Origin of the sequence: Streptomyces sp. NPDC058086 (assembly GCF_042885015.1) — a bacterium.
Taxonomy (GTDB): Bacteria; Actinomycetota; Actinomycetes; order Streptomycetales; family Streptomycetaceae; genus Streptomyces.
In genome coordinates, this window is the sequence record NZ_JBHVST010000064.1 from 1 (window position 1) to 23,609 (window position 23,609).

At 69.1% G+C, this 23,609-nt stretch carries 18 protein-coding genes and 5 pseudogenes; 10 read left to right on the forward strand and 13 right to left on the reverse strand.

All coding sequences use genetic code 11. From position 1 onward, the window contains the following. Nucleotides 1–106: 106 nt before the first annotated feature. Nucleotides 107–1,957 (forward strand): annotated as a pseudogene (locus ACFVWD_RS36770) (sulfatase-like hydrolase/transferase); the annotation flags it as partial. Between the two features lie 77 nt (nt 1,958–2,034). Here the strand turns inward: ACFVWD_RS36770 and ACFVWD_RS36775 are convergent. Further along, nucleotides 2,035–2,352 (reverse strand): hypothetical protein, encoded by a 318-nt coding sequence (locus ACFVWD_RS36775; RefSeq protein WP_389602389.1) that lies wholly within the window; start codon nt 2,350–2,352, stop codon nt 2,035–2,037. A gap of 199 nt (nt 2,353–2,551) precedes the next feature. On the opposite strand from ACFVWD_RS36775, the gene ACFVWD_RS36780 reads away from it, so the two are divergent. Then, nucleotides 2,552–2,755, forward strand: a complete 204-nt coding sequence (locus ACFVWD_RS36780) for a hypothetical protein (protein ID WP_389602444.1) — start codon at nt 2,552–2,554, stop codon at nt 2,753–2,755. Nucleotides 2,756–2,909: 154 nt separating this feature from the next. Here ACFVWD_RS36780 and ACFVWD_RS36785 read toward each other — a convergent pair. Next, nucleotides 2,910–3,470, reverse strand: a pseudogene (locus ACFVWD_RS36785) (gluconate kinase); the annotation flags it as partial. Nucleotides 3,471–3,645: 175 nt separating this feature from the next. On the opposite strand from ACFVWD_RS36785, the pseudogene ACFVWD_RS36790 reads away from it, so the two are divergent. Further along, nucleotides 3,646–3,915, forward strand: a pseudogene (locus tag ACFVWD_RS36790) (transposase); the annotation flags it as partial. Here ACFVWD_RS36790 and ACFVWD_RS36795 read toward each other — a convergent pair. Then, nucleotides 3,895–4,884: a transposase gene (locus ACFVWD_RS36795; protein ID WP_389602390.1), complete on the reverse strand. Its 990-nt coding sequence runs from the start codon at nt 4,882–4,884 to the stop codon at nt 3,895–3,897. The pseudogene ACFVWD_RS36790 and the gene ACFVWD_RS36795 overlap by 21 nt on opposite strands. Before the next feature lie 95 nt (nt 4,885–4,979). Between ACFVWD_RS36795 and ACFVWD_RS36800 the strand changes: the two genes are divergently transcribed. The 6 genes and pseudogenes from ACFVWD_RS36800 (at nt 4,980) to ACFVWD_RS36825 (ending at nt 10,525) form a co-directional block, all read left to right on the forward strand. Then, on the forward strand, nt 4,980–5,588 hold the full coding sequence (locus tag ACFVWD_RS36800) for a YdeI family protein (RefSeq protein WP_389602391.1): 609 nt from the start codon (nt 4,980–4,982) through the stop codon (nt 5,586–5,588). Between the two features lie 245 nt (nt 5,589–5,833). Then, nucleotides 5,834–6,163, forward strand: a pseudogene (locus tag ACFVWD_RS36805) (helix-turn-helix domain-containing protein); the annotation flags it as partial. A gap of 480 nt (nt 6,164–6,643) precedes the next feature. After that, entirely contained in the window at nt 6,644–7,876 is a 1,233-nt protein-coding gene (locus tag ACFVWD_RS36810) for an IS110 family transposase (protein ID WP_389602435.1), read from the forward strand. Nucleotides 7,877–7,907: 31 nt separating this feature from the next. Then, nucleotides 7,908–8,141 (forward strand): annotated as a pseudogene (locus tag ACFVWD_RS36815) (winged helix-turn-helix domain-containing protein); the annotation flags it as partial. Further along, nucleotides 8,057–8,623, forward strand: coding sequence for a transposase (locus ACFVWD_RS36820; RefSeq protein ID WP_389602436.1), 567 nt, complete (start codon nt 8,057–8,059; stop codon nt 8,621–8,623). The pseudogene ACFVWD_RS36815 and the gene ACFVWD_RS36820, both read left to right, overlap by 85 nt. A 147-nt stretch (nt 8,624–8,770) precedes the next feature. After that, a complete protein-coding gene (locus tag ACFVWD_RS36825; RefSeq protein ID WP_389602392.1) occupies nt 8,771–10,525 on the forward strand; it encodes a GAF domain-containing protein in 1,755 nt (584 codons plus the stop codon). A 329-nt stretch (nt 10,526–10,854) separates the two neighbouring features. Here the strand turns inward: ACFVWD_RS36825 and narI are convergent, their stop codons facing one another. The 6 genes from narI to ACFVWD_RS36855 form a co-directional block, all read right to left on the reverse strand. Next, nucleotides 10,855–11,625 (reverse strand): respiratory nitrate reductase subunit gamma, encoded by a 771-nt coding sequence (gene narI, locus ACFVWD_RS36830; RefSeq protein ID WP_389602393.1) that lies wholly within the window; start codon nt 11,623–11,625, stop codon nt 10,855–10,857. Further along, nucleotides 11,622–12,284: a nitrate reductase molybdenum cofactor assembly chaperone gene (gene narJ / locus ACFVWD_RS36835; protein WP_389602394.1), complete on the reverse strand. Its 663-nt coding sequence runs from the start codon at nt 12,282–12,284 to the stop codon at nt 11,622–11,624. The genes narI and narJ overlap by 4 nt, the downstream gene beginning before the upstream one ends. Beyond that, complete coding sequence (gene narH, locus ACFVWD_RS36840) at nt 12,281–14,005, reverse strand: nitrate reductase subunit beta (RefSeq protein ID WP_389602395.1); 1,725 nt, start codon at nt 14,003–14,005, stop codon at nt 12,281–12,283. The genes narJ and narH overlap by 4 nt, the downstream gene beginning before the upstream one ends. Then, on the reverse strand, nt 14,005–17,694 hold the full coding sequence (locus tag ACFVWD_RS36845) for a nitrate reductase subunit alpha (protein ID WP_389602437.1): 3,690 nt from the start codon (nt 17,692–17,694) through the stop codon (nt 14,005–14,007). The genes narH and ACFVWD_RS36845 overlap by 1 nt, the downstream gene beginning before the upstream one ends. Before the next feature lie 304 nt (nt 17,695–17,998). Further along, the gene (locus tag ACFVWD_RS36850; RefSeq protein WP_389602396.1) at nt 17,999–18,475 is read right to left on the reverse strand and encodes a hemerythrin domain-containing protein; all 477 of its coding nucleotides are present in this window, start codon (nt 18,473–18,475) and stop codon (nt 17,999–18,001) included. A gap of 47 nt (nt 18,476–18,522) precedes the next feature. Beyond that, nucleotides 18,523–19,734, reverse strand: a complete 1,212-nt coding sequence (locus ACFVWD_RS36855) for an MFS transporter (protein WP_389602438.1) — start codon at nt 19,732–19,734, stop codon at nt 18,523–18,525. A gap of 387 nt (nt 19,735–20,121) precedes the next feature. On the opposite strand from ACFVWD_RS36855, the gene ACFVWD_RS36860 reads away from it, so the two are divergent. Further along, nucleotides 20,122–20,544, forward strand: a complete 423-nt coding sequence (locus ACFVWD_RS36860) for a pyridoxamine 5'-phosphate oxidase family protein (RefSeq protein ID WP_389602397.1) — start codon at nt 20,122–20,124, stop codon at nt 20,542–20,544. 68 nt (nt 20,545–20,612) lie between these two features. Here ACFVWD_RS36860 and ACFVWD_RS36865 read toward each other — a convergent pair whose 3' ends face one another. The 4 genes from ACFVWD_RS36865 to tnpA form a co-directional block, all read right to left on the reverse strand. Then, nucleotides 20,613–21,644, reverse strand: a complete 1,032-nt coding sequence (locus ACFVWD_RS36865) for an Acg family FMN-binding oxidoreductase (RefSeq protein ID WP_389602398.1) — start codon at nt 21,642–21,644, stop codon at nt 20,613–20,615. Nucleotides 21,645–22,160: 516 nt separating this feature from the next. Continuing rightward, nucleotides 22,161–22,607, reverse strand: a complete 447-nt coding sequence (locus ACFVWD_RS36870) for a hypothetical protein (RefSeq protein ID WP_389602399.1) — start codon at nt 22,605–22,607, stop codon at nt 22,161–22,163. After that, nucleotides 22,607–23,089: a hypothetical protein gene (locus ACFVWD_RS36875; RefSeq protein ID WP_389602400.1), complete on the reverse strand. Its 483-nt coding sequence runs from the start codon at nt 23,087–23,089 to the stop codon at nt 22,607–22,609. Before ACFVWD_RS36875 ends, ACFVWD_RS36870 begins: the two co-directional genes overlap by 1 nt. Before the next feature lie 105 nt (nt 23,090–23,194). Then, nucleotides 23,195–23,593 carry an IS200/IS605 family transposase gene (gene tnpA, locus ACFVWD_RS36880; RefSeq protein WP_389602439.1) on the reverse strand — a complete coding sequence of 133 codons (399 nt, stop codon included), beginning with the start codon at nt 23,591–23,593 and terminating at the stop codon, nt 23,195–23,197. Between the last annotated feature and the right edge of the window lie 16 nt (nt 23,594–23,609).

The window sequence follows — 23,609 nt, forward strand, 5'->3', positions numbered from 1 at the left end:
GGCCGGACGAACTCCCACTCGGCGTCCGACAGTTCATGGCGACGTATCACCCCACCATGATCCACCACTCAAGATCATTTGAAGACACGACCTAGGGCGCGGCTTCGAGCGGTTCTACGGCTTCCTGGGTGGCGACACCAGCCAGTGGTATCCGGAGCTCGTCTACGACAACCACCAGATCGAGCCGCCGGCCACACCGGAGCAGGGCTACCACCTGACTCCCGACCTGGTGGACAAGGCGATGGCGTTCATCGCCGACGCCAAGCAGGTCGCCCCGGACAAGCCGTTCTTCATGAACTTCTGCACCGGCGCCACTCACGCCCCGCACCACGTGCCCAAGGAGTGGGCGGACCGCTACCGGGGCCGGTTCGACGAGGGCTGGGACGCCTACCGCGAGTCCGCCTTCGCCCGGCAGAAGGAGCTCGGCGTCGCACCCGCGGACGCCCGGCTCTCCTGCCACGACCCCGACGTTCCAGAGTGGGACTCGCTCAGCCCGGACGCACGGCGCCTGGCGGCACGGATGATGGAGGTCTACGCGGGATTCCTCAGCCACACCGATCACCACATCGGGCGACTGCTCTCCTTCCTGAAAGAAGTCGGCGAGTTCGACAACACCCTGATCATGGTGGTCTCCGACAACGGCGCCAGCCCGGAAGGCGGCGTCACTGGCACGGCCAACGAAGCGCAGTTCTTCAACAACGCCCCCGAACCGCTGGAAGACAGCCTGCGCTCCATCGACGAACTCGGCGGCCCCACCACCTTCAACCACTACCCGTGGGGCTGGACCTGGGCCGGCAACACCCCCTTCCGGCGATGGAAGCGGGAGACCTACCGCGGCGGCGCCAGCGACCCCTTCCTGGTCCACTGGCCCACCGGCATCAGAGCACGCGGGGAGATCCGCACCCAGTACGCGCACCTGGTCGACATGGTCCCCACGGTCCTCGACGCCTTGGGTATCGAGCCACCGTCCACCATCCGGGGCGTGACCCAGTCGCCGCTGCACGGCGTGAGCTTCGCCCACACCTTCGACGACGCCGACGCGCCGAGCGACCACCACACCCAGTACTTCGAGATGATCGGCCACCGTGCCATCGACCACGACGGCTGGCGAGCGGTCTGCCCCTGGCCCGGCCCCTCGTTCACCGAGGCCGGCCGCCCCTTCGGCACCCCGATCACCGTGCAGGACCTCACCAACCTGGACGCCCATCACTGGGAGCTCTACCACGTGGACGAGGACTTCGCCGAGACCCGCAACCTGTCCGCCGAGCAGCGCGACAAGCTGGTGGAGATGGTCGCCCTGTGGTACATCGAGGCCGGCAAGTACAACGTGCTGCCCATCGACGGCAGCGCCGTGCAGCGGATGATGACCCAGCGCCCCCAGATCACCGAGGCACGCACCAGCTACATCTTCCGCCCCGGCACCCAGAGCCTGCCCGCCGCAGTCACCCCGCGCGTGCTCAACCGCCCGCACAGTGTCACCGTCGACGTCAACCTCCCGGCCGGCGCCGAAGGCGTCCTGATCTGCCAGGGCACCGACGCCGGCGGCTGGACGCTGTTCATCAATAGCGGCCGACTGCAGTACACCCACAACTACGTCCGCCGCGCCCTGTACCGTCTAAGCAGCCCGGACCCCGTGCCTGAAGGCCACCATGAGCTGCGGTTCGAGTTCGAGCCCACGGGCAAGCCAGACATCCAGCACGGCAAGGGCACCCCGGGCAAGGCCCAGCTCTACATCGACCGTCAGCTCGCCGCCGAGACGGACCTCCCCCTCACCACTCCGGTCATGTTCAACCCCGGCAGCCTGACCTGCGGCAGCAACCCGGGCTCTGCCGTGGACCCGGACTACACCTCACCGTTCCCGTTCACCGGCACCCTGCACAGCGTGACCGTCGACCTCTCCGGAGAGTTGATCACTGACATGAACAGCGAAATGCGCATGCACATGGCCCGGCAGTAGGGCCGAGCTGCGACCGCTCAGCCAGCGTCGTCCAGGAGCAGGCCCAGCTGAATGTCGAGCCACGCCTGGTCCTGCCACTATCTCTCGGCGGCGCTGACCAGCTGCCGACTCAGAGCCTGGACCGTGAGGGACCGCCACAAGCGGCCCTCAAGGAGAGCCAGCAGCACGGCAACACGCTCGTCCACGTCAGGAAGGGGCCGATGAATATCGACGCGGTCCATGGCCGCCAGCGCGCGGCGGCACAGTGCCTCGGAGCAGAGCGACTTCCATGCATAAGGCGCCAAGGCCTCACGCACCGCGGTGACACGGACGTCGTCGGCGGCAACCAGCCACACCATCCCGCCCATCCCTTTCGCCGAAGAAAACCAGGCAAACCATTCGTCAATGGCGCCCATGGTAGGCACCCGGCCCGCCCAATTCACCGGGCAGTGACCCACCTCACGAAGAGCGCCGTTCGCGCCTGAGACGAGTGAGCGCGGTCGGCAGTACGCCACTCCATTGATCAAACCCCTGAGGGAGACATGAACCACCCCATCCCCTCACCTGCCATGCGCCTCCGAGGCGTGGGCTGCGGCAGAAGCCGCCTACCAGCGTGTGGCCGCCATAACCGACCCGCCGCCGGGCCTGATCGAGGAACTGCACCACCGGGCGCAGGACCTCGCCCACGCCGCCGGATGCCACACCCCGTCGTCCTGCACCATCTGCCTTGACTCACCGACCACCCTGCCCCCACGCCTGCGTCACAGCTGGTACGGAGCGAGCCGCGGCGCCCGCTGGAGTATCCAGCGCTGCCACTGACCGGCATCGGCTCGAGCGGCAGGCGTCCGCACTGCTCAGCGGCCCTTTCTACGTGAACAATGCGCAACCGGCCCGCACATGAGCTCCACCAAGCCCGCAACGGCACGATGCACAACGAGGCGACGAGTTTCAATACGCTGAACTTGACAGAGAAAATGCCGGCCAGCTCCGTGTGGATGCGGTCGCTGCTGAGCAGGGTGCCCCCCAGCCGGTCGGCCATCGCTCCGGGGAGAGTGGACTTCCCACTGCTCGGCAGCCCGCCGACGAGGGTGAGGCAGACGGCGGATGTGCGCAGGTGGCGCAGCGCCGTCGAGGCCAGCCGCCGTGACGCCGCCTCCGCGTCAGACGCGTCCTGGCGGGCCTGGATCACGGAGACCTTGGCGCGGACGAACGCGCGGTAGGCGACGCAGTGGTGCCACAAGGACGGGTCGTCGACGGCGGCTCCCTCTCGTAGGAGGTGGGAGAGGCGGCGATTCTCCGGCATGCGGCGCATCACCACGAGTGGTTCAGGCGTCTTCGTGTCAGGGCTTTGGAACTCGCCCAGGCCCAGGTAGACGTCGGGGGTGAACCGGCGGTTGAGGGCGGCTTCGCGCTCGCACGCGGCTCGGCTGGCTGCCACCGTGGTGTAGTCCAGGAACTCCAGAACTACTGGTTGCTTCAGCTTGTAAGCGCGGTCGCCGACGAAGAGCAAGACCGCGGTGTGGGTCTCGCGCACTTTCGCGCGCGGCGGTGGACCGCCGTCGCGCCGGTCGCCAGACTGGCACGCGGACGCGGCGCCCAGAGGCGCCGACCGCGCCGGTGTCCTGTGAAGGCCGGGCTCAGTCATGAGGAACGCCGGCGACGGGGCAGCGTCCGTGATGAATGGCGGCCTGCGCGACGGGACCCAGGTGGACGCCAGGCTGAGGAAGTTCATCGACTCCCACGACTGGATCACCTGCCACTTCCTGCCGGCCTACGCACCCGACCTGAACCCCGTCGAGGGCATCTGGTCACTGCTGCGACGCAGCAGCCAGGCCAACACTGCCTTCACCGACCCTGACCACCTGATGCACACCCTTCGACAGGGCCTCCGCCAGATCCAATACCGCAGCAACCTCATCGACGGGTGCCTTGCCGGAACCAGCCTCACCTTGACGACATCACGGCAACAGCGTCAGTAGTAGCGTCTGCCCGATCTTCCCCTCGCTCAGGAGCGTGTTCCACATGGTGGCGAACTGGTCGTCGGTGAGGTCCTCGCGGTTGCGCAGCAGCCGTCGTCTGGCCTTCCACTCCGGGTCGCTCGCCCGTCCGCGCCGGCTGCGGGTCTCGGCGGTGGTGCGGCGCCTGACCATGGACAGCATTTTGTTGGCGAGCTGGACCACGTGGAAGTGGTCGACCACGACGGTGGCGTGCGCCAGGCCGATGCGGATCGCGGCGCGGTAGGTGGCCGATATGTCAATGGCGACATAGCCGATGCCCTTTCTCCAGTCCAGGTCGGTGGTGGCGAGCCAGGCCAGGACATCGGCGACGGTGCAGCCCTCAACTTGTCCGAGCAGCCCGCCGTGGCCGAGGGCGTCGACGAAGCCGGTGTGCCACCGGTCCCGGGTCAGGCGCCACTTGCCGGTCTCCGCATCCTGTTCCCAGCTCGGCCGTCCGCGGCGGGTCTCGTCGATGCCCAGGACTGTGACCTGCGGCAGCGGTGCCTCGGTGACGTCGCGGGCCTGCGTGCGGAAGGCTTCCATCACGGTCGGCCAGGACAGATGCAGATCCCGCGCGGCCTGGATGACCGTGGAGCCGGCATCCCGTATGCGGTGCCCGGCCGTATCCCGCAGCCGGGCGGTCAGCCGGGCACCGGCCGGGATCTGCAGGATCTGCTCGGTGAAGGACCGGCGAGGGCAGCCGGCCTCGCGGCACCACCAGCGGCGCTTGTGCCAGCGGAGCTCCAATCCGCCCTCGCCGTAAGGGAGATCGCGTGGCCGGGTCATCGCCGAGCCCTTCACCCGGGTGGCGAACACCCCGCAGGCCGGGCAGGCTCTGGCTGTCTCGTCGGCCGTGACCAGGTGAACTCGGCGCCTTCCGTAGGCCAGCCGCTCAACCCGCGCGACGGACACCCCGTCGAGGTCGAGCAGCAACGTCGTATCGTTGACCAAGCCCGTGGCTCCTGCATGATCGTTCTGCGTCGAGAACAGAGATGATCACGCAGGCCCACGGGCATCCCGCATCCGGGGCCACGCCCGAATGCCTCATGACAATCGGCCGGGTGTGGTTCGCTCCTGGGGTGACTCAGGACTTGGAGATCGTCGCATTCGAATCCGCCGAGGCATTCCAGGCATGGCTCGGCGAGAACCACGCCGCCTCGCCCGGCATCTGGCTCAAGCTTCGCAAGAAGGGCCCCGGAATCGCCGCGCTGGACTACACCCAGGCGCTCGACGCGGCACTCTGCTACGGCTGGATCGACGGCCAGAAGGCCAAGTTCGACGACCAGTGGTGGCTCCAGCGGTTCACCCCGCGCAAGCCGCGCAGCAAGTGGTCCAAGGCCAACCGGGACAAGGTGGCCGCCCTGATCGAGCAGGGCCGGATGCATCCGCCGGGACAGGCCGAGGTCGACCGCGCCAAGGCAGACGGCCGCTGGGAAGCGGCCTACGACGGCGCGAAGACCGCCACGGTGCCGGACGACCTCACGGCGGCTCTGACCGCCGACCCGGCCGCGGCGGAGTTCTTCGAGACACTGGACCGGCAGAACCGCTACGCGATCCTCTACCGGATCCAAGACGCCAAGAAGGCCGAGACCCGGGCGCGCCGGATCGAAAAGTACGTAGCGATGCTGACGAAGGGCGAGAAGCTGCACCCGTAGTCACGGAGAGGGACCGTGGCCATGTGCTGCCCTGGACTCCCGGCGCGCCTGCGGCCCCGGCAGCAGCCACCAACTGCCGTCGCTGAGCGTAACGAAACGTCAGAGGCCCTGAGCAGGCGCACCGCTCAAGATCGAAGACCCCCTTACTGACTTCGGCTCGTCAGGGTGATCTTTCGCGAAGTTCCTGGTGAGGGTGGGTTGTTGGCCGTATCCAGTGGTGTGTGAGGTATGCGGATGGGGGCGGGCTGACCGCTGCGGGGCGTCAGCGCCGGGAGACGGTACGGATTCAGGCGGCCGAGCTGTTCGAGCAGAGGATCAAGCCGCCGGAGGTCGCGCGGCGGCTGCGTGTGAGCCGGAAATCCGCCTATCAGTGGCACCAGGAGTGGCGCGATGGCGGTGTGCAGGCCCTGTCGTCCCGTGGCCCGAGCGGATCACGGTGCCGCCTGTCTCCACGCTGCCTGGAGAAACTCGCGGCGCATCTCGAGCAGGGACCGGCCGCGCACGGCTGGGTGGAGGACCAGGTGTGGACCGCAGCGCGGGTGGCCACGCTGATCGGCAGGAAGTTCCATGTCTCCTAATCCGTGGGTAAGGACGGTCCGCCAGATCGGGAACACGGACGAGCCGTTCGAGAATGCCGGGACCGTGGGTTGGCTCCATCCAGGCTGCCGAACCCTCTCCGTGTATCGGTGGGCGGTCTTGGCTCTGACGGTGGTGGCGGCCGCATGGGCGGCGGACGGACGCCTACATGTCTCCGGGCCTCGACGCCTAGCTGTAGACCGTGCGACGTCTGGTGCCCTTGCGACCACCACCGTCAACACCATCAGCTAGATCACTCGTTGGTGTTGGTGGTGCGAGTCCATCGCGCGGTGACCTCTTGGTACGCCCGAGCCGATCTTCGAGCTCCCGCACAGACCGAGGCCCGTGGGGTGCGCTGGTGCCACGAACAGCTGCTGAGGTGGCGGACCGGCCCCGAGGGCCGAGTCCTGGGATTAGGTCGCTGCGTGGTTCCGCACGAGGTCGTGACCAGAACAAACGCATAGGTAGTACCGGGAGGGATCTTGATCTACTGCGGCATCGACTGGGCAGAGAAAACACACGACCTGGCGCTGGTCGACCACACCGGAACGCTGGTCGCCAAACGACACATCACCGACGACGCGGCCGGCTACAAGATCCTGCTGGACCTGCTCGCCGAGCACGGCGACACTGAGGACAACCCCATCCCGGTCGCGATCGAGACCTCCCGCGGCCTGCTGGTCGCCATTCTGCGCACCGGCCGGCGGAACGTCTACGCGATCAACCCGATGGCCGCCGCCCGCTACCGCGACCGCCACTCCGTCTCGCGCAAGAAGTCCGACCCCGGCGATGCCCTCGTGCTGGCGAACATCCTGCGCACGGACATGCATGCCCACCGGCCTTTGCCCGACGACACCGACCTCGCCCGTGCCATCGCCGTCCTGGCCCGGGCACAGCAGGACGCCACCTGGAACCGTCAGACCATCGCCAACCAGCTCCGCTCGCTGCTGCGCGAGTACTACCCCGCCGCCCTGGCCGCGGTCGAGCCATGGAAGAACGGCCTGTGCCGCCCCGAGGCCCTCGCCCTGCTCAAAGCCGCCCCAACCCCAACCCGCGCGGCCCGCCTGACCCGCACACAACTCCAAGCCGCCCTCAAGCGCGCCGGACGCCAGCGCGGCATCGAAGCGGACGCCGACCGGTTGCATGAGGTCTTCCGCGCCGAGTGGGCCCACCAGCCTCCGCTCGTGGAGGACGCCCTCGGCGAGCAGATGCTGGCCCTGCTGATCCAGCTGAAGGCCGCCTGCACCGCCGCCGACCAGCTCGCGAAGGCGGTGGAAGAGGTGTTTCCTCAGCACCCGGACGCTGACATCTACCTGTCCTTCCCCGGCCTCGGCATCCAGCTCGGCGCCCGGGTGCTCGCCGAGGTCGGGGACGACCGCACCCGCTTCACCGACGCCCGCGGCCTGAAGGCATACGCCGGCTCCTCGCCCATCACCCGCGCCTCGGGCAAAAAGACGTCCATCACCCGCCGCTGGGTTAAGAACGACCGGCTCAACGCGGCTGGCTACCTATGGGCCTTCTCCGCTCCCAACGCCTCACCCGGCGCCAAAGCCCACTACCGCCACCGCCGCAACGACTGCGGCGATTGGCACGCCAGCGCTCAGCGCCACCTGTTCAACCGCATGATCGGCCAGCTCTACTACTGCCTCCAGCACACCGAACTGTTCGACGAATACACCGCCTTCCCGGTCGAACTAGCCGAAGCCGCTTGACGCGCTAAATACCTGAGGTGTCTACAGCGTCTCCGGGGCCACCAGGTTGATGCACCGGCTCGGCTTCAGCCCGCAGGTGCCCGTGCGGCGGGTGGCCGAACGTGACGAGGAGGCAGTGAAGGTGTGGAAGGAGGCGACCTGGGCCGAGGTAAAAGAGCCAGGGCGGCCTGCGGAGGCTACATCTGCTTCGAGGACGAGGCAGGCTTCACCCGACGGCCGCCCAAAGGACGCACGTGGGGCCGACGCGGCCACACGCCGGTCGTGACGGTCAGCGGGCGGCGCTCGGGACGCCTGTCAGTCGCCGGACTGATCGCCATGCGGCCCGGCTCCCGCACCCGACTCTGCCACCGCCTGCGCACCCACCCCGCCGGCAAGGGCAAGCGACGCAGCCTGGGTGAACGCGACTTCATCGCCCTGATCGACGGCGCCCACCAGCTGGTCAAGGCCCCGATCGTGCTGGTGTGGGACCGGCTGCACACCCACGTCTCCCGCAGGATGCGGCAGTTGATCACCGAGCGCGAGTGGCTGACGGTGTTCCTGCTGCCTGCCTACTCGCCGGACCTGAACCCTGTCGAGGGCGTGTGGGCCCACGTCAAACGCAGCCTGGCCAACCTCGCCGTCGTCGCACTCGACCGACTCGAAGTCCTCGTTCGCAACCGCCTCAAGCGCCTTCAGTACCGGCCCGACACCCTCAACGGATTCATAGCCGGAACCGGCCTGGACCTCGACGCGCCAACATCACCCTAACCAGCCGAAGTCAGTAAGGCCTCACCCAGGCAAGCAGACGTCCACGATCACGCCACGGGAGGCGCTGTCCGCTGTGGTCGGTAGCCGGGGCGGCATCGAACGCGGTCGACTCATCGGGCATGCTGAACAGTGGTTGGACGGTGCACGATGAGGGGAGCTTTGGTGAACGAGGGCGCTCAGGGCCCGGGCGACGCCGCGGTGCCAGTGGCTTCGCCGCAGCTGCGGCTGGATGACCTGCTGGAAGGTCTGCAACAGCAGGTCCAGCAGGTGCGGGCAGCTCGCGACCGGATGCGCACCCTGCTGGACGCGGTTCTGGCCGTCGGCTCGGACCTGGACCTTGAGGTGGTGCTGCGCCGTATCGTGGAGTCCGCGGTCGCCCTGGTCGACGCCCGGTACGGTGCGCTGGGCGTGCTGGGCGAGGAAGGCACGATCAAGCAGTTCATCACGGTCGGCGTCGACGAGGAGACCATCGCCGGGATCGGACACTACCCGCGCGGCGAAGGCATCCTCGGCCAGCTCATCCGCCACCCGGAACCGTTGCGCCTGGCCAACCTGGCAGATCACCCGGCGTCCGTGGGCTTCCCGGCCGGGCATCCGCCGATGACCAGTTTCCTCGGTGCTCCCGTCCGGGTGCGCGATGAGGTGTTCGGCAATCTGTACCTGACCGACAAGCAGGGCGGCGCGGAGTTCGACGCCGACGACGAGGCGGTGCTGCGCACCCTGGCCGCGGCGGCTGGCGTTGCGATTGACAACGCCCGGCTGTACGACGACGCCCGCCGCAAGCAGCTGTGGCTGGCAGCGAGCGACGAGCTCACTCGCAGCCTGCTGGCCGGCCGGGATCCGGCCGAGGTTCTGGCGTCGGTCGCCGCCACCGTGCGTGAGCTGGCCTGCGCGGACCTGGTCACGCTGGCGGTGCCGGTCGCTGAGAGCGGCGAGCTGGTCGTCGAGGTCGCCTCCGGCGCACGTGAGGAAGAGGTCCGTGGCCTGGTGCTGCCTGCCACGACGCTGGCGTCGAAGGTGTTCGCCACTGGGGAGACGGTCACCAGCGACGCGGTCAGCGCCGACCCGCGCGCCGAGGGCGGCAGTTCCTCCGTGGTCGACCTGGGGCCGGCGTTCTACGTGCCGCTCGGCACCCGCGACCACGTCCGCGGTGTCCTGCTGGTGGCGAATGTGCCCGGCGGGCGGGTGTTCCCGGACGCAGTCGTCGACATGGTCATCGGTTTTGGCAATCAGGCGGCGCTGACCTTGGAGGTTGCCGAGCACCGCCAGGACGCCGAGCGCATGCTGGTCCTCAGCGACCGCGACCGGATTGCCCGCGACCTGCACGATCTGGTCATTCAGCGACTGTTCGCCGGCGCCTTGACGCTGCAGTCCACGCTCGGCCGCGTCGCCGACCGGCCCCGTGTGGGCGAGCGGATCCAGCGGGTCGTGGACGACCTCGACGACACGATCAAGGTCATCCGCTCCACCATCTACGGCCTGCGGGAGAGCGAGCGCAGCCGCGACGGCGGCCTGCGGGCGAAACTGGTGACGGCCACCGATCGGGCCGCCGAAGCCCTCGGTTTCACCCCCGCGCTGCGCATGACCGGCTTGCTGGACACGGACGTGCCCGCCGAGTACGCCGAGCACCTCCTGGCCGTGCTGGGCGAGGCATTGTCCAACGCGACCCGGCATGCTCATGCCACCTCCGTCGACGTCAGTGTCGACGTGAGCGATCAAACTCTCCGGCTGCGGGTGACGGACAACGGCCGCGGCATCGATCCCGCCACTACCCGACGCAGCGGTCTGGCCAACCTCCGGCAGAGGGCCGAGGACCTGGGAGGAGACTTCAACGCGTCCTCGAACCAGCCCAGCGGCACGATCCTGGCCTGGGCTGTGCCCCTGCCCTCGACCAGCGGGTGACTGCCAGACCTGGGCGGAGCGCTGTCACGGCAGCGGCGACTTGGTGAGCGAGGCGGCTCCGGACCTGTCAGTGCCATGACGTCCGGAGCCGCCACCGGCCAGTTCGACCGGGATGAGGCAGCCCGCCTGGATCCAGGGAGAGCGCGATGGGGTCGCCGACACAAGTGCACGCGTGTCACAAGGCTCAACGCTCGAGGCAGGCGCGGGACACGCCCCGCGTCGGCATCGAGAAGCTGTTCCTCTCGCGGACGCGGGAGGAACAGTGGGAGAGCTGACGACTCAGGCCCACCGGCCGCGTCGAGCAGCCCTTGCGGCAGCGGCCAAGCCACTCATGACCCCGTACGTTCCCAGCCACGGCGCGGTGCGCGGGCGCCGAGCCGGACATCACGGCTGCGATAGACGATGTAGGGGCGGGTCAGATAGCCCACCGGTGCGGTGAGCATGTGCACGAGCCGAGTGAACGGCCAGAACGCGAACAGCAGCAGGGCGCTGATCGCGTGCAGCTGGAAGAGCACCGGGGCGTCGGCCATCAGATCGGGCTCCGGCTGAAGGTAGAAGATGGAGCGGAACCAGGGGGAGATGGTCTCGCGGTAGTCGTATCCGCCACCGACCACGTTGGCGGCCACGGTGGCCGACAGGCCGAGCACGATGGTCAGGGCCAGAGAGACGTACATGGCCTTGTCGTTGCGGGTGGTCGCCGAGAACACGGGTCCGACGGTGCGCCGCCGGTAGATCAGGATGGCCAGGCCGCCCACGGTGGCCACCCCCGCGATCGTGCCGAGCACTACCGCTCCGATGTGGTAGGTGTGCTCGCTGATGCCAGCCGTTTCGGTCCAGCTCTTGGGGATGACCAGGCCGCCGATGTGGCCCAGGAGCACCACGAGGATGCCGAAGTGGAACAGAGGGCTGCCGATGCGCAGCAGCCTGCTCTCGTAGAGCTGGGAGGAGCGGGTGGTCCAGCCAAACTTGTCGTAGCGATAGCGCCACACGTGACCGAGGATGAACACCGCGAGGGCGACGTAGGGCAGGACGACCCACAGCAGGATGCCACCGGTGCGGGTCTCGGCCGCGAGGGTGACTGACTGCGCGGTCGCGGTCATCGAGGACCTCCCACGACGGGGTCGGGCAGGAACACGGGGAATGCGTACGGGTCAAGGCCGACCTGTTCCTCGGGCGGGCCCTGGGCAGCGAGACGCAGGACGGCTTCGCGGTCGTCGCCGACGAGGGCGGGCAGGGTGGCAGAGACGGAGTCCAAAACGTGTGCCCAGGGCGAGCCGTCGTCGTTCAGGGCCAGGCGCAGCAGTTCCAGGCCGGCGCGGTGTTCGGTGAGCAGGCGCGCTCCAGTGGCCGGGTCGGCGGCGGCGAATTCGAGGACGACGGCTAGGTGGTCGGGCAGTTCGTCGTCGCCCAGGCGCCATCCGGATGTGGCGTAGGTCTGCTTCAGCCGCAGCAGGCCGATGCCGCGCTTCCTGGTGTCACCGTGGGCGTAGTAGGTCAGGTAGAGGCAGCAGCGCTTGCGGTGGTCGAAGGTGGCCACGTAAACGGCCGCCAGGTCCGCGGGGGCGGTCTGCTCGGCGTGCGCGGTGAAGCGGAGCAGAGGGCGGGCGACCAGTTCCGGCAGAGTGGCAACTACCCGGCCGGCCAGGGCCAGGCGCTGCTCGAACTGCTCGTCGGGGTAGGCGAGCAGCAGCGACTGGGCCTGCCAGGCGTGGGAGTGCCAGGGCTCGGTGCGGGCGGTGCGCGTGATCTTCCTCTTCATGGCTTCGGTTCGACCTCCCCGTCGCTGTCCGCGCCAGCACCGCTGCCGGATGGTTTGTCCGGGAACAGGCCCGGCGGGGAGCTTTTGCCGTCCCAGTTGAGGAGGTTGACCCGGGTGGCCTTGTCGGTGGGGGTGGTCGGGGCGTCGGAGGTCTGCCGGTCACGCAGGGCGTGGAAGTTCTCCACGGCGATGGGTGCGGCGCCTCCGGAGGTCTCGCCGAAGGGGCCGGAGCCGCCCATGCCGGGACCGCCCTCGTAGTCCAGGCTGCACTCGGTGGCGAGTTCTTCGAGCTTGTGGGCCTGTTCGGCGTGGGCCGGGGGAATGACGTACCGCTCGTCGTATTTCGCCAGGGCCAGCAGCCGGTACATGTCGTAGATCTGCTCGCCGCTCATGCCGACCGCCTTGGGGATGGCGTCGTTGGGTTCGCGTCCGAGGTTGATGTCGCGCATGTAGGAGCGCATGGCGGCGAGGCGGCGCAGGACCGCGTCCACAGGCTGTGGATCGCCGGCGGTGAAGAGTTGGGCGAGGTAGTCGACGGGGATGCGCAGGGTGTCGACGGCGGCGAAGAGGTTGTGGTGGTTCTCGGCGTCCTGGCCGGTGTCGCGGACGGAGTCGACCACCGGGGACAGCGGCGGGATATACCAGACCATGGGCAGGGTGCGGTACTCCGGGTGCAGCGGCAGAGCCACCTTGTAGGTGCTGATCAGAGCGTGGATCGGGGAGTGCTGGGCCGCCTCGATCCAGTCGCGCGGAATGCCCGCATTCTCGGCCGCGGAGACCACGTCCGGGTCGTTGGGGTCGAGGAAGACGTGCCGCTGGGCTTCGTACAGGCCCTTCTCATCCGGGGTGGAGGCGGCTTCCAGTACGCGGTCGGCGTCGTACAGGACCAGGCCGATGTAACGCAGCCGGCCCACGCAGGTCTCGGAGCAGACGGTGGGCAGGCCGACCTCGACGCGGGGGAAGCAGAAGGTGCACTTCTCAGCCTTGCCGGTGCGATGGTTGAAGTACACCTTCTTGTACGGGCATCCCGTCACGCACATCCGCCAGCCCCGGCAGCGGTCCTGGTCGACCAGGACGATGCCGTCCTCCTCCCGCTTGTAGATGGCGCCGGAGGGGCAGGAGGCCGCGCAGGACGGGTTGAGGCAGTGCTCGCAGATTCGTGGCAGGTAGAACATGAAGGTCTGCTCGAACTCGAACTTGATCTTCTCGGAGACCTCGTTCAGCAGCACGTCCTTCTCGCTGGTCGCCGCCGATCCGCCGAGGTCGTCGTCCCAGTTCGCTGACCAGGCAATCTTCATGTCCTTGCCCGTGATGAGGGACTTGGGGCGGGCGACCGGGGTGTGCTCCTGCAGCGGGGCGTTGGTGAGCGTCTCGTAGTCGTACGTCCAGGGCTCGTAGTAGTCGTCGAGGGATGGCAGCACGGGGTTGGAGAAGATCTGGATCAGTTTCTTGAAACGGCCGCCCGCCTTCAGCGCCAGCCTGCCCCGTTTGTTGAGTTCCCAGCCGCCCTTCCAGGTGTCCTGGTCCTCGTAGCGGCGGGGGTAACCCTGGCCGGGGCGGGTCTCGACGTTGTTGAACCACACGTACTCGACGCCGGTGCGGTTGGTCCACGCCTGTTTGCAGGTGACCGAGCAGGTGTGGCAACCGATGCACTTGTCGAGGTTCATCACCATCGCCATCTGGGCCATGCAGCGTCCGATGGTGGCTTTGCCACGGGGCATCAGTACGTCACCTGCTGGTTCGTGCGGCGGCGGATGACGGTGACCTCGTCGCGCTGGTTGCCGGTCGGGCCGAGGTAGTTGAAGGCGTAGGAGAGCTGGGCGTAGCCGCCGATGAGATGGCTGGGTTTGATCAGCAGGCGGGTCAGCGAGTTGTGGATGCCGCCACGCCGGCCCGTGGTCTCGGTGCGCGGCACGTCGATCAGACGGTCCTGGGCGTGGTGCATGTAGACCGTGCCCTCGGGCATGCGGTGCGAGACGACCGCGCGGGCGGCGACCACGCCGTTGCGGTTGACCGCCTCGACCCAGTCGTTGTCTTTCACCCCGGCCTTGGCCGCGTCCTGGGTGCTCATCCAGATCGTCGGGCCGCCCCGGGACAGCGAGAGCATGAACAGGTTGTCCTGGTACTCGGAGTGGATGGACCACTTGTTGTGCGGGGTCAGGTAGCGCACGGTCACGCCGAGCTCGCCCGTCTCGCCGATGCGGGGCTCATCGAAGAGCGCATGCATGTTCAACGGAGGTCGATAGACGGGCAGTTGCTCGCCGAGGGCGGTCATCCAGTCGTGGTCGAGGTAGAAGTGCTGGCGGCCGGTGAGCGTGTGCCAGGGCTTGAGGCGTTCGACGTTGACGGTGAACGGGGAGTAGCGGCGCCCTCCGGTCTCCGACCCGGACCACTCCGGTGAGGTGATGACCGGCACCGGGGCGGCCTGGGTGTCGGCGAAGGTGATCTGCTTGCCCTCGTGCTCGGCGGCCAGGTCCGCGAGCTGCGTGCCGGTGCGGGCTTCGAGAGTGTGGAAGCCCTGCGTGGCCAGGTGACCGTTGGTGGTGCCGGACAGGGCGAGGATCGCCTCACAGGCGTGCGTGTCGCGGGCGATCGACGGCCGGCCATCAGCCGCGCCGCCACGCACGGCACCGTTCTTGTGCCGCAGGTACTCCAGCTCGCGATCGACCTTGAAGGTGACGCCCTTGGTGGTCGCGCCCAGGGTGTCGAGCAGTGGGCCGAGGGCCCCCATCCTGTCGGCGACGGCCGCGTAGTCGCGCTCCACCGTCACCAGCTTCGGCATCGTGCGGCCGGGGACCGGCTCGCACTCCCCTGCCTTCCAGTCGAGCACCCGGCCGTGCGGGTTGGCCATCTCGTCCGGAGTGTCGTGCTGCAGCGCGGCGGCGACCACGTCCTTGCGGACGCCCAGATGATCGGCGGCCTGGCGGCTGAACTCCTTGGCGAGCGTATGGAAGGCGTCCCAGTCGGTGCGGGTCTGCCACGGCGGGGCGATGGCGGGGTTGAAGGCGTGCACGAACGGGTGCATGTCCGTGCTGGACAGGTCGTGCTTCTCGTACCAGGTGGCGGCGGGCAGGACGACGTCGGAGAAGACGGTCGTGCTGGTCATGCGGAAGTCCAGGGTCAGCAGCAGGTCGAGCTTGCCCTCGGGCGCGTCTTCCCGCCACACCACCTCTCTCGGGCGGGCGTCCGGCGGCGCCTCGGTGGCACGCACGGAGGAGTCGGTTCCCAGCAGGTGCTTGAGAAAGTATTCGTTGCCCTTCGCCGACGATCCCAGCAGGTTGGCCCGCCACACGGTCAGCACGCGGGGGAAGTTCTCGGGGGCGTCCGGGTCCTCGCCGGCGAACCGCAGTCGCCCCGCCTTCAGCTCGTCCACGATGTGCTCGGCGACCGGGCGGCCCGCGGTGTCGGCCTCGTCGGCCAGGTCGAGGGGGTTGCGGTCGAAGGTCGGGTACGACGGCATCCAGCCCATCCGCGCCGACTGCGCGATGACATCCGCCGTGGTCTTCCCGGCGAACGGGCCGCCCGTGCCCGGACCGGCCGCTGCGAGGGTGTCGGCGGAGAACGGGTCGTAGCGGAACTGGTCGGCGTGCAGGTACCAGTAGGCAGTCTGGATCATCTGCCGGGCCGGCCGGTTCCAGTCCGCGGCGGTCGCGATCACCGAGTAGCCGGTGAGCGGACGGACCTTCTCCTGACCGACGTAGTGGGCCCAACCGCCGCCGTTGACGCCCTGGCAGCCGGTCAGCGTGGTCAGGGTCAGAAACGCCCGGTAGATGGTGTCGGAGTGGAACCAGTGGTTGGTCCCCGCCCCCATGATGATCATCGAACGGCCGCCCGAGTCCTCGGCGTTGGTGGCGAACTCCCGCGCGATCCGCGCCGCCTTCGTTGCATCCACGCCGGTGATCGCCGCCTGCCAGGCCGGCGTGTACGGCTCGGAGGCATCGTCATACGAAGACGGCCACAGGCCCGGCAGGCCATCGCGAGCCACCCCGTACTGGGCCAGCAGCAGGTCGTACACCGTAGTCACGAGGTGCCCGGCGACCCGTTGAACTGGTACGCCGCGCCGCAGTCGCGCCGCGCTGCCGTCGGGGGCGTCGAAGCGCGGCAGTTCGACCGCGACCGGGGCCTCGTCGCCGCCTTCGGTGGACAGCAGAGGCTGGGTGTCGCCCAGGTCAAGGTTCCACTTTCCGGCGCCGGACTCGCCGTATCGGTCGCCGAGCGTGCCGTTCGGCACCACCGGCTGCCGTGTGTTCGCGTCCAGCAGCACGGTCCGGAACTCGGCGTGCTCGGCTTCGGCGTGTTCGCCTCCGAGATCCGCGGCGGTGAGGAATTTACCCGGTGTGAAGGTGCCCGGATCGTCCTCGCTCTCTTCCAGGGCGACCAGGAAGGGCAGGTCGGTGTAGCGCTTGACGTAGTCGGTGAAATGCGGCGTGGCACGGTCGACAAAGAATTCCTTGAGGATCACGTGCCCCATCGCCATGGCGAGGGCCCCGTCGGTGCCGGGCTGGGCCGCGAGCCATTCGTCGGCGAACTTCACGTTGTCCGCGTAGTCCGGGGAGACGGCGACGACCTTCTGGCCGCGGTAACGGGCCTCTGCCATCCAGTGCGCGTCGGGCGTGCGGGTCACCGGCAGATTGGAGCCCCACATGATCAGATAGCCGGCGTCCCACCAGTCTCCGGACTCCGGTACGTCGGTCTGGTCGCCGAAGACTTGGGGGGAGGCGACCGGCAGGTCGGCGTACCAGTCGTAGAAGGAGAGCATCGCTCCGCCGAGCAGGGAGTAGAAGCGGGCGCCGGCGGCGTGGGAGACCATCGACATCGCCGGGATCGGCGAGAACCCGGCCAGCCGGTCCGGTCCGTACTCCTTGATCGTGTGCACGTGGGCGGCGGCGACCATCTCCACCGCCTCGTCCCAGCTCGCGCGCACCAGGCCGCCCTTGCCGCGCGCCCGCTTGTAGCGGCGGGCACGCTCTGGGTCGGAGACGATGTCCGCCCAAGCGGCCACCGGGTCGCCGAGGCGGGCCTTGGCCTCGCGGTACAACTGAAGCAGCACGCCGCGCACGTACGGGTAGCGCACCCGGGTGGGCGAGTAGGTGTACCAGGAGAAGGCGGCCCCGCGCGGGCAGCCGCGCGGCTCGTATTCGGGGCGGTCCGGGCCGACCGAGGGGTAGTCGGTCTGCTGCGCCTCCCAGGTGATGATGCCGTCCTTGACGTACACCTTCCACGAGCACGAGCCGGTGCAGTTCACTCCGTGCGTGGAGCGCACCACCTTGTCGTGCGACCAGCGGTCCCGGTAGAACTCGTCCGCCTGCCGCCCGCCGGCCTTGTGCAGGGTGCGCAGGTCCTTCGAGACCTCCGCCCGCGTGAAGAAGCGGCGGCTGCCCACCAGCGCGTCCGCCAGCCCACCGTCCATGCCCGCCTGCGCCCGCTCCGGGCCGGTCTCCGTGCTCACCGTGCCACTCCGCCCCGGGCGCCACGGGCCCGTTCGAATCGTGATCGGTTTTCAGCCGCACACGACTCTACGACCGCCGTCCCCCGAAGGTCACCAGCCACACCACGGACAACACGTGGCTTGGCAAAGGTCGTCTGTGTGCAGGGGCGGTTATCCGGGGGCGTCGCCAGGCCATACCTGCGCCTGCAGATCCCGCACCCCGCGGAATGAACGGGGGTGCGGGATCTGCGTGGTGTGCTCCCGAGGAGGCGGGAACACGAACCGGTCAGGCGACCGGCCGGGGCAGAGCGCCGCCTGCCTTCGCGCGCACCCTCTCGACCGCTTCCCACTCCTCGGTGCTGAGGTTGGCGAGCGCGGCCGGAAAGACCCCGTCCTGCTCCTTGAGGATGTGATCGCGCAGCAGGGCCATCGCCTCGATCAGTCTGTCCGGCCAGGTCGGGTCCGAGGGCGTTGCGCCGTCGGCGGCCTCGGCCAGCACCGCCTCGATGCGGCGGTGCTCGGCCTCCAGGGCGGCGATCTGCTCGGGGAAGTCCGCCGCCATGGCGGGGAACAGGCCGTGCTCCTCGACGTGCGTGTGCGGGTCGAGCACGGTGGTGATCTCTCGGGCGATCTGAGCCATCCGGTCCACGTCACCGTCCTGGCGGGCGGGGCGGAGGTGGCTGATCAGGCGGGCGACCTCGTCGTGCTCCCGGGTCAGCTCGTCGATCGACGCCAGCGACTGGCAGCCGCAGTACTCGCACACGGGTCTTCTCCCTGTCCTTCGTTCCTGTCGGTCTGGGCCGCTCGCCCTTACACGGTGGTGTCGGCGGTACGGTGCTCGCGCCGACGGCCACCGCGCGGCTTCCTCTCGCCGCCTTCGGATGCGGCGCGGACGCCGGTGAGGGTGAAGGCCAGCGCCGCGGCGGCCACGATCGCGAGCAGGGCGAGACCGGCCGCGTACGTTCCGTACTCGCCGTACAGCGATCCCATCACCAGGGGTGGCAGGAAGCCGCCCAGTCCGCCTGCGGCGCCGACCATGCCGGTGACCGAGCCGACCTGGTCGGCCGGGGTGCGCAGGGCCACCAGGGCGAAGGTCGCCCCGCTGCCGGCGCCGAGTGCGGCGGCCATGGCCAGGAAGGCGATGGTGCCCACCAGCGCCAGGGCCGGGGTGAACGCCTGCACGACGGCACCGGCGACGACCACGGTCAGCGCGCCGGCCAGCACCCGGACCGGGCCGATCCGGTCGGACAGCCAGCCACCGATCGGACGCATAGCCACCGCGAGGAGGACGAACCCGGCCATGCGGTTCGCGGCGTCGGCCTGGGTGAGGCCGTAGCCAGTCTTGAGGTAGGTCGGCAGGTAGACGGAGAAGGCGACGTAGCCGCCGAAGGCCACCGCATACAGCGCGGATGCCTGCCAGGTGATGCCCAGCCGGGCAGTGGCGGCCAGTCGGCGGGCCAGGGGCTCGGTCGGCACGGTGCGGCCGGGCGCGTCGCGCAGCAGCAGCGCGGCGGCCACGGCGTATACGGCGAGGACCGCGGCGGTGATCAGGAAGGGGGTCGACATGCTGTTCGCGTCGATCAGCCTCACGGTGGTCAGGGCGCTGATGGCGGTGCCGCCCATGCCGGCGCCGAAGACACCAATGGCAAGTCCGCGCCGCTCGGGCGGGAACCAGGCGTTGACGAGGGGCACGCCGACGGCAAAGGCGGTGCCGCCGATGCCGAGGAAGAACCCGCCGACCAGGAGCGCGGCGAGGGAGGAGTGCCCGGCCAGGCCGAGGTAGAGCACCGGCACGATGGTGACCGCGGACACGATCGGGAACATGATCCGGCCGCCGAACCGGTCGGTCAGCGCGCCCACCGGGATGCGGCCCAGGGAGCCGACCACGACCGGCACCGCCACCAGCAGCGACTGCTGAAACGATGTCAGGTCGAGGCTGTCCTTGAACCGGGGGCCGAGCGGGCTGAGCAGCGCCCACGCCCAGAAGTTCACGGCGAAACCGACAGTGGCCAGGGCCAGCATCAGCCACGCCTGGCCGGACACCGACGTACCTGACGGTGAGCTGCCGCTCTTCGACTTCAACGGCTGGACCATGTTGTCCGTCCCTTTCCTCTGCATGGTGGTACTGCGCCACCCGGATCGCACGGCACCGCGGGCCTCTTGCCTGCGGAACTGCATCCCGTCACCACTGTCCGTGTCAGGACTCACCAGAGGCATGGGCCATCAGTCCCTACCGGCGGACAGACGGTCCCGGGGTGCAGACCCGGCCGTCCCCCCACACTCCCCCGTGTGCTGCCTTGCCGGCACTTGCTCCCGCGAAACGACGGCTGCGATCGGCCGTCCTGCACAGCGAGGGGGTAGGGCCGGTCGGCCCTACCCCCTCGCTGCTCGCGCAGGGACGATGAACCGATGTTCAAGAAAGACGCCTTTCGCGCACTCGACCGGCCGGAGAGCCTGCGCCTGCTCGCCAAGGCACCGGTCGGCCGTGTGGTCTACACCAGGCAGGCGCTGCCCGCTGTCCTCCCCATCAACTTCTCGCTGGACACCGACGCCTCCGTGCTACTGCGCACCTCACCGGACTCGGACCTCGTACGCGCCATCGACGGCGTCGTGGTCGCTTTCGAGGCGGACGAGTTCGACGCGGCAACCCGGTCCGGCTGGAGTGTGGTCGTCACCGGCCAGGCCACAGTGGTGACCGACCCTGCCGAGCACGAGCGGCTGTCGCAGGCCGGCCCCACGTCCTGGATGCCGCTGCGGGAGGTCGTGTTCGTGCGGATCGAATCCGAGATGGTCACCGGCCGGGAGCTCAACGGAGCGCGCGGCAATCCGTGAGGCGCGGCAGAGCGGACCACCGGGCTAGGAGCCGGCCGCTCGGGCAGGGGGAGAGCGACGGCGCGGAGTCAGTCCGTCGGCCCTGTGCCCGTGTGGAAGGCTCTCGGTTCCGGCCCCGTGACGGAACCGGCTGCGGGGTTCGCGCAGGCGCGCGGCGTGCGGCCGCCGTCCGGGCCGTACCCGAAGCGGATCAGCAGCTGCGGGCAGCACAGGCGCCTTGAGCCGGCCATCGCCGTCCGCAAGTCCGGCCATTCCATGGCCTGGTGAAGCATCGAGGTCCGCACCCCGTGCACGGTCGCCGTGAGCAGCGCGCGCTGCAGCGCCTGCCCCGCCCGCAGCCAGTCCTCCCGCCGGTCGTAGGGCGTCCACAGCAGGGCCACCTGGGCATGGCGTTCGAAGCGCAGGGCGGGCAGCCGCGGTGCGGGCAGCGGGCCGGTGAAATCCCGCACCGGTATCCGCCCGGAGGCGTCCTGCGGGCCCAGTGCGGTGATCGGAATGCCGTAGGAGGTGTCCGCTCCTGGGGCTGTGATCCAGGAGCGCGTCTCGGCCATGCGGCCCGGGTGGTCGGCGTTGCGGGCCTCGGCCGCCTGGGTCAGGCGCAGCAGGCGCCGGGTCCCCGGGATGTCGGGGACCTCCAGGTGCGCGCCCTCGGCACGCGCGGAGCTGATCATCTCGGTCACGATCGTTTCCGGCACCGGGCGGCCGGTGAAGGGCATCCTGCTCGTGTGACGGCGCTCGACGGCCTCGTACAGATCTCGCAAGGGCGAGTGCCAGTCGGCCGTGGCGGGTCCGGTCAGTTGTACGGTGGCCAGCAGAGCGGGATCGTCCGCGGCGGGCAGTAGCCGTACGCCGGCATCCCAGCCGAGGTAGGCTGCGGCCACCCGGAGATTGAAGATGGCCGCGCCCGCCGACAGATGCTGGGCGCGATGCTGGGGATCGGCCAACGGCAGCTGCCGCCCTCGCTCGGCGCGGACCTCGATCGACCGGCTGTCCGGGTCCAGACCGAACCGCCAGGGCTGTGTGTTGTGCATCGACGGCGCTGCCACCGCCGCGGACAGCAGGGCATGAATGGCTGTGGCGTCGACTTCCCGGGTCACCATGGTGGCTCCTCTGCAAAGCTCTTCCCCGTTCCGTCAATGCTGCGCTGCCGTCCCACTGGGGAGGAGGGTTGATCGGCCCCCTCCTGTGGGCCATCTGGCCTCGTTCGGCGGGGATCGACGACACGGAAGTGGCCGCGACGGACACAACGGTGCGCATCATCCAGGGGTGGCCTCCTTTCCTTTCCTTACTGTCTTGGGTGGTCGACCGCAGCAATGACCGAGCCGTCGCCGCCCGGCTTCGGACACCCAGCCACTCCACGGAGAAGGCCCCCGCGGGCGACGGTCCTCGATCTGTGCGGGCCACGGTCGCCCGCCGGGCCGGTGGGGGTGATGGCCGCTGGGCACCTGATAGGACCGGGCGCCGGCGCAGAAGAAGGGTGGGCCGTGTGTCCGCCCGTAGCGGGCGGACAGGCGACCGAGAGCCGTCACGGCCGCTGGCAGGAGCGACTCCACGGTGGCTGCGTCCGGCAGGACTTGGGTGCGCATGATGCCTCCTCATTTCTTCGTGGCCGCGGGTCATGTGGCGGGCAAGGCGGTGGCCAGGAGGACGATGCCGAGGGAGCCGACGAGGGAGAGGACCGCCAGGGCTCGGGCCAGGTCGGCGCGGCCTTTGGCGTGGGCGAAGCCGTGGCCGGCCGCGGCGAGCATCACCAGGGCGAACAGGGCGAGTTTGGTTGCCAGGGTGCGGCCGTAACCGGGTTCGGCGAGTGAGGCCCAGGTGACGCCCTTGTGCCCGGCCATGGCCCAGCCGGTGGCCAGCTGCACCGGCAGGAAGACCGTGCCGGTGAGCATCCCGAATCGGCGGCCCGCCGCGGCGGTGAAGCGGTCCTTGGTCTCCGGGGCGAGCAGATGGCGGGCCAGTGGCAGGATCACCAGGGACAAGGCCAGTTGGCCGCCGACCCACAGGGCGGCGCCGGTCACGTGTGCGAACCGCACGAGGGACCACACACCGACGGTGTCCATCAGTCGCTCACCTCCACCATGCCGTGTGCACCGGCTTCGGCGTGGCGCATGTCGTAGTCAACGAACGCGTAATGGCCGGCCTCGGGGAACGTCGTCTCGACGAATCCGCCCTGCGCCGTGGCCAGGTCCAGCACCTGCGAGCTGCCCGCCTGACTCGGCTTGAGCAGGTAGGCGCCCTCCTTGTACACGGTGTCGAAGAGGGTGCCGACGATGTGGAAGGCGATGCCGTCGCTGGGGCCTGCGGCGACCACCCAGAAGCGGGCCCGCTCGCCGGCCTTCACCTGCAGGGGACGCTTGGCGTACTGGTTGGCGATGCCGTTGAACACCCAGGCGTCCGGGGTGTTCTGGCGCATCTTGGTCACTTGGGCGGTGCTGCCGGGAGTGCCGAGGTAGAGCTCGGAGGAGACCAGCACGTACTCGTGGTCCACCTTCTTCAGGCCGGGCGAGTCGATGATGACGGCGCCGTACATGCCGTTGCCCATCCTCTGAGTCTTCGCAGGGAATCCCGGTCTTCAGGCCGGGCGGGAATGCGATCCTCGGCCCGGAGGCGCGAAGCGCCGGAGTTCTCTGCGCCTTTGTGGTGACGGTCAGGCTGGGCGCTTCTGGTTGTCGATGTAGTCCTTGACGATGCTCAGTGGTGCGCCGCCGCAGGACCCCGCGAAGTAGGACGGGGACCAGAACACAGGCCCGGTCCCGATCCGGCTGATCCGGCCGGTGTACTCCGCGCGCAGGTAGCGGGAGCTGACCCCTTTGAGGCTGTTGACGAGTTTGGACAGGGCGACCTTCGGCGGGTAGTGCACGAGAAGGTGGACGTGATCGCCTTCGCCGTTGAACTCCCACAGCTCTGCGCCGAAACTCCCGCACACGTCCCGCATGATCGCCTCGCAGCGCGTCAGCATCTCGCTATTGAAGACTTCACGCCGGTACTTCGTGACGAACACCAAGTGGGCGTGAAGGTTGTGGATGACGTGGTTTCCCCGACGGATATCGGGATCCGGTTCC

Bases quoted from the DNA above. Each gene is read 5' to 3' on its own strand.
- ACFVWD_RS36775 (WP_389602389.1), bottom strand. From the start codon at position 2,352: ATGGGCGCCATTGACGAATGGTTTGCCTGGTTTTCTTCGGCGAAAGGG.
- ACFVWD_RS36800 (WP_389602391.1), top strand. From the start codon at position 4,980: ATGACAATCGGCCGGGTGTGGTTCGCTCCTGGGGTGACTCAGGACTTG.
- ACFVWD_RS36825 (WP_389602392.1), top strand. From the start codon at position 8,771: ATGAGGGGAGCTTTGGTGAACGAGGGCGCTCAGGGCCCGGGCGACGCC.
- narI (WP_389602393.1), bottom strand. From the start codon at position 11,625: ATGACCGCGACCGCGCAGTCAGTCACCCTCGCGGCCGAGACCCGCACC.
- narJ (WP_389602394.1), bottom strand. From the start codon at position 12,284: ATGAAGAGGAAGATCACGCGCACCGCCCGCACCGAGCCCTGGCACTCC.
- narH (WP_389602395.1), bottom strand. From the start codon at position 14,005: ATGCCCCGTGGCAAAGCCACCATCGGACGCTGCATGGCCCAGATGGCG.
- ACFVWD_RS36845 (WP_389602437.1), bottom strand. From the start codon at position 17,694: ATGGACGGTGGGCTGGCGGACGCGCTGGTGGGCAGCCGCCGCTTCTTC.
- ACFVWD_RS36855 (WP_389602438.1), bottom strand. From the start codon at position 19,734: ATGCTGGCCCTGGCCACTGTCGGTTTCGCCGTGAACTTCTGGGCGTGG.
- ACFVWD_RS36860 (WP_389602397.1), top strand. From the start codon at position 20,122: ATGTTCAAGAAAGACGCCTTTCGCGCACTCGACCGGCCGGAGAGCCTG.
- ACFVWD_RS36865 (WP_389602398.1), bottom strand. From the start codon at position 21,644: ATGGTGACCCGGGAAGTCGACGCCACAGCCATTCATGCCCTGCTGTCC.
- ACFVWD_RS36870 (WP_389602399.1), bottom strand. From the start codon at position 22,607: ATGGACACCGTCGGTGTGTGGTCCCTCGTGCGGTTCGCACACGTGACC.
- ACFVWD_RS36875 (WP_389602400.1), bottom strand. From the start codon at position 23,089: ATGGGCAACGGCATGTACGGCGCCGTCATCATCGACTCGCCCGGCCTG.